Genomic DNA, 4,398 nt, shown 5'->3' on the forward strand with positions numbered 1-4,398 from the left:
CCGACGATGGCAAGGCAAACAGCGACAAGATCGCCCAGACCGTCATGCTTCGCTCCGACCTGCTCAAGCTGATCCAGGACTCCAAGTCGAGCAGCGATAAGGCCGCGCAGATCATGCTCGACCAGATCGACGCGCTGCGCTCCGACCAGGTCAAATTGCTGAAGGACGCCAAGGAGACCGGCGACAAGGCGGCGCAAGCGTTGCGGCAGGAGGTCGCGGCCTCCCAAGCCAAGCTCGTGGCCCAGGTCGCCGATACGCTCAAGGCCAACACCGCCCCCTCCGAGGCGGTGGCGCAGCGCGTTGACGCGATGAAGAAGGACATCGACGACTTGAAAAAGAATTTCGACGAGGACCAGCAGAACACATCCAATATATCGCCAGGCTTTGCGCTCGTCGTTGCGCTGGTCGCGCTCGTGCTCGGCCCCTTCGTGGCATATAAGCTTACCGCGAACCAGCTTGCGGCCGCCAAGGAGCAGGCAGCGGCCCAAGCCGCAGCGGCGCAGCCCCAAGCCGCCAAGACGGCCGAAGCCGACAACACGGCCGAAGCGGAGCCGCCGCTGGCCCCGCCCGCCGCGGCCGAACCGCAGCAGGAGGCCTTTCTCCATCACCAGGCGCCACCGCTTGGCGAGGAAGCCAGCCCTCACCATGACGACAACGGACATCAGCAAGCCGCGCCTGATCCGGAAAAGGTCTGATTCCGTCGGCCGCTGCCCAGGTCATTGCGAGCCCAGCGAGCGTGGCGAGCGTAGCCCGGATGAGCGAAGCGACATCCGGGGTTTGCCTGTTGGCGCTGATCCCGCATATGGCTGCGCTTATGCGGGCTACTTGCTAATACTCCCGCCGCGGTCGCAACGTCCACGGCGGCTTGATGCGCATCGGCCAGCGCACTGTGCAACGACTCGACCGCGGACTCGGCCGAACTCACAGAAGCACTCCGGATTCTCGAGCTACGCGGTCGATTTAACCGTTCTTGCGAGCGGGGCCTTCCACGACCAGATCGACCTTGCGCTCGCCCAAGGCCGCCTCCAAATCGGAAAGGTAGCGGATCCGGCAGGCCATCGTCGCGACCGAATTCGAGCATTGGAAATCTGGCTTGTATCCGCCGCGACGCCAAGCGGCTCGGCGTTGACGCCTGAACCGACACGATTGACCCGGAGCGACCCTGCGGCCTATGCGCGGCGTGCCGCGTCTTACCACCAGCCCCGTTGTACCGGATAATAGGTCGGGCCGCTGCGCAGGCGCGTAGTGCCAGGCTGGGCGTTCCGATTGGGCTGGAAAAGGGACCCCAGGCCGTCGTCCCAGAAGTTGCCGCTGGCAACCGCGACGTCGGCCGTCGGCCGGCGCGTCACGAAGCCGCCCTGGGGCTGGTTGTTCAGCACCGCGACGAACTCGGTGCGATAGTTGGTCTCGCTGCTCAGGGGCTCGTCCGAGATGATGATCGAGGATCGCGGCACGGCGGTCGGCGCGATGCGATCGAGCACATCCTGCGGGATCGTGATGCGGTCGAGCGCGTCCTTGGCGTCGTCGGCGCTGTCGATCGTGACCGCGGTCCAGCGCAGGCCCGCCTCGTTGCGCGCCACCGCCGTGAACACATGGGTGCCGATCGGCTGGTCGGGATCGCGGATCGTGACCGGAACCTCGATGGTGGCGTCGAACACTTCGCCCCCGTCCGGCCACGGCTTATGGGTGTTGCGCCGCACGTAAAGCTTCTGCGTCGCGCGGCTGATGTAGACCGAGACCGGCTCGAGCGCGAGCTGGGCCTCGCTCGCCGCCTTGGCGGTGTCGGATTTCCTGGCCGCGGCCGCCTTGGCAGCGTCCTTGGCGGCGGCGGCGGCGTCGAGCTTCGACTTCGCGTCGGCCTTGGCGGTGTCGAGTTGCGTCCCCAGTTCCGCGGCCTTGGGCCCGGCCTTCTGCTTCAGGTCCTCGGCCCGCGCTTTGGCCTGGTCCGTCTTTGCGGCGGCGAGCGCCTTGTCGGCGAAGGCGAGCTCGGCGTCGGCACGGGTTTTGAGATATTCGAGCTTGCGGATCGATGCCGTGAGCGATGCGCTCTCGCGCGCCGCCGTCGCGGCCGCTTGCTTCGCCTCGGCGGCCGTCTCGGCGGCCTCCGCGGCCTCGTCGACGAGCCTCTCGGCACGCGCCGGAGCCGCCGCGACGGCGTCCGCGTTCGGCACCAGGAGCGCCTGGTGGGAAAACGCGACCGGGGCTGCGTCGTTCGGTGCGATGATCACCCGCATCCCGATCCTGGTCTTGTCGAACAGGTTCTCCGCAAATTCGTAGGGCATCCGCACGCAGCCATGTGAGGCCGCGTAACCGGGCAGCGGCCCGCCGTGCAACGCGATGCCGTTCCAGGTCAGGCGCTGCATGTTCGGCATCCAGGCATCGTCATAGAGGCTCGAGTGGTGGTCTTGGTCCTTCTCGATGACCGCGAAGACGCCGGCCGGGGTCTCGCGTCCCGTGATGCCGGTCGATACCGGTGCGCGCAGGATCCAGCCATCGGCGTCGTAGAAAGTGACCCGCTGGGTCTTGATCGATACGATCGCCATGATCGGCTCGCCTGCATCGCGCGGCGCCACAGCCGCGGTGGCAGGCGCGGGGCGCGCCTGTCTCGCCGCGGCGTCGGCGGTCAGCGCCAAAAGGCCGGCCATCGCTGCGAGCGTCACCATGGCGGGGCGCCTACAGCGCCGCATCGCCCCGGTGGATTGCGCCGTCGTCAATCGATTTAGCATGCCATGCCCCGGTTGATATGCCTATCCGCGCTTTACGTCGATCAAGTGTCAGATTGCGATGTTCGGATTAATTAATTAACTGCCGCCGTCAACGCTGCCAATTCGCTCCTGGGGACGATTGTTCCGGTGACCAGAGAGCAGCGGCGAGGGCGCCGTTTCGGCCGGGTCGGCGCGCTACTCGGCAATTTCAGCCGCGCAGTTCCAGTTCGAGGGATCGGTGATCTCTCCCGTCCCGCGATAGCGCGCTTGCTTCGGGTAAGGGCAGAGCGGCAGCCGGTGCTGCACCGGGCTTTCCGGCCCGGTGCTCGCCTGGATCGCATCCGGAGCCTTGCCGTGCTCGACCCATGCCTCGATGGCCGATAGCGTGTCGAACCGGTCCGGCGCGGGGCCGCCGCCGCAATGGTGCATTCCCGGCACCAGGAACAGCCGCACGTTTTCCTGCGTGCGCTCGATGCCTTGTTGCTGCTCGGCAAGCTCCCGGTAGAACGCGATGGATTGCGACGCCGGGATCGAGGGATCGCTGGCGCCGTGATAGAGGATCATCTTGCGCCCCTGCGCGATGAACGGCTTCAGCTGCGCCGGATCGCGCGTGTCCCCCTCGGCATAGGTCGCATTCATCATCGCGAGCGTCTTGTCGCCCACCCTGTTGGCGGGCGGATCGATATCCAGCTCAGCGACCGTCGCGCCGGGCCCGAGGCCGAGCCAGTAGGTCAACATCTCGTCCACGATCACCCAGGACCGCGGCGCCGCTTTGGGGTCGGCCTTCCACGGCGATGCCAGATTGGACAGGTCCGGCGCTGTAAGACCGGTCGCGTTGAACGCGAGACCCTGAGGCCCCGAGAGGTCGGTGATCGCCCACGGGCCGAACAGGACATGTCCCTGCCTGTCGCGGAACGGCGAGGTGTAGCTCTTCAGCACCCGCATTTGGTCCGCATTCAGGCAGGCCTCCGTTTCACCGGCGCGGCAGAGCAGGTCCTCGGCATGGACCGGGCAGGCCGAGGGGTTCTGAACGAGACCGTCCTTCGCGCCATCGATCGCATCGCAGCGTCCTGTCACCCGCGCGTCGATCGCCGCAATCGTGGCTTCCGGGATGTAGGCAGCAGGCGATGACAGCGCCGCTTTCTGCACCACGGCGCGCGCCGCGGAGGTGGTGGAACTCATCAACGGATCGCCGGCGATCACCCCTTCATAGTCCTCGGGGTAGCGCTCGGCCTCCATCATCGCCATGCGTCCGCCGGTCGAGCAGCCGTCGAAATAGGCGTGCTCCACCTTCGCGGCGTAGTAGGCCTCGGCGAACGCCTTTCCGGCGACGGTGACGTCGTGCGCAGCTCGATAGAAGAAATCGGTCCTCTTCACCGTGTCAGGCCGGTTGTCCGGCAGGCGCGTCCACTTGGCGCTGGCGCCGTCGCCGACATGGCCGGTGTCGGTCAGGATCGTCGTGTAGCCCTTGCCCAGCGCCAGGCCGCGGTCTGTGACGTTCGCCGAGGCCACCAGGTTGCCCGCGTTGCCGCCGACGCCGAGGAACAGGAAGCGCTGCTGCCAGGCATCGGGCAGTTGCATGGCAAAGCGCGCTTGACCCTCGGCTACGCCCGCGCCCTTGGTGACGACCGAGCCGCGCACCTCGCAGTAGCCAGGCGCCGTTCCGGCGGCCGCCACCGGCTTCGCATCGCTC

General features: G+C 67.1%; 2 protein-coding genes and 1 pseudogene. 1 reads left to right on the top strand and 2 read right to left on the bottom strand.

Going from position 1 to position 4,398, the window contains the following annotated elements:
• Positions 1-695 (top strand): annotated as a pseudogene (locus ABSG20_RS30775) (hypothetical protein); the annotation flags it as partial.
• A gap of 495 nt (positions 696-1,190) precedes the next feature.
• On the opposite strand, the gene ABSG20_RS30780 reads toward ABSG20_RS30775, so the two are convergent.
• Both ABSG20_RS30780 and ABSG20_RS30785 read right to left on the bottom strand, forming a co-directional pair.
• Positions 1,191-2,726, bottom strand: coding sequence for a L,D-transpeptidase (locus tag ABSG20_RS30780; RefSeq protein ID WP_423868224.1), 1,536 nt, complete (start codon positions 2,724-2,726; stop codon positions 1,191-1,193).
• A gap of 174 nt (positions 2,727-2,900) precedes the next feature.
• A partial coding sequence (locus ABSG20_RS30785; protein WP_423868225.1) for a tannase/feruloyl esterase family alpha/beta hydrolase occupies positions 2,901-4,398 on the bottom strand: 1,498 nt, incomplete at its 5' end.

The sequence above is a fragment of the Bradyrhizobium sp. genome, from assembly GCF_049512235.1.
Classification (GTDB): domain Bacteria; phylum Pseudomonadota; class Alphaproteobacteria; order Rhizobiales; family Xanthobacteraceae; genus Bradyrhizobium.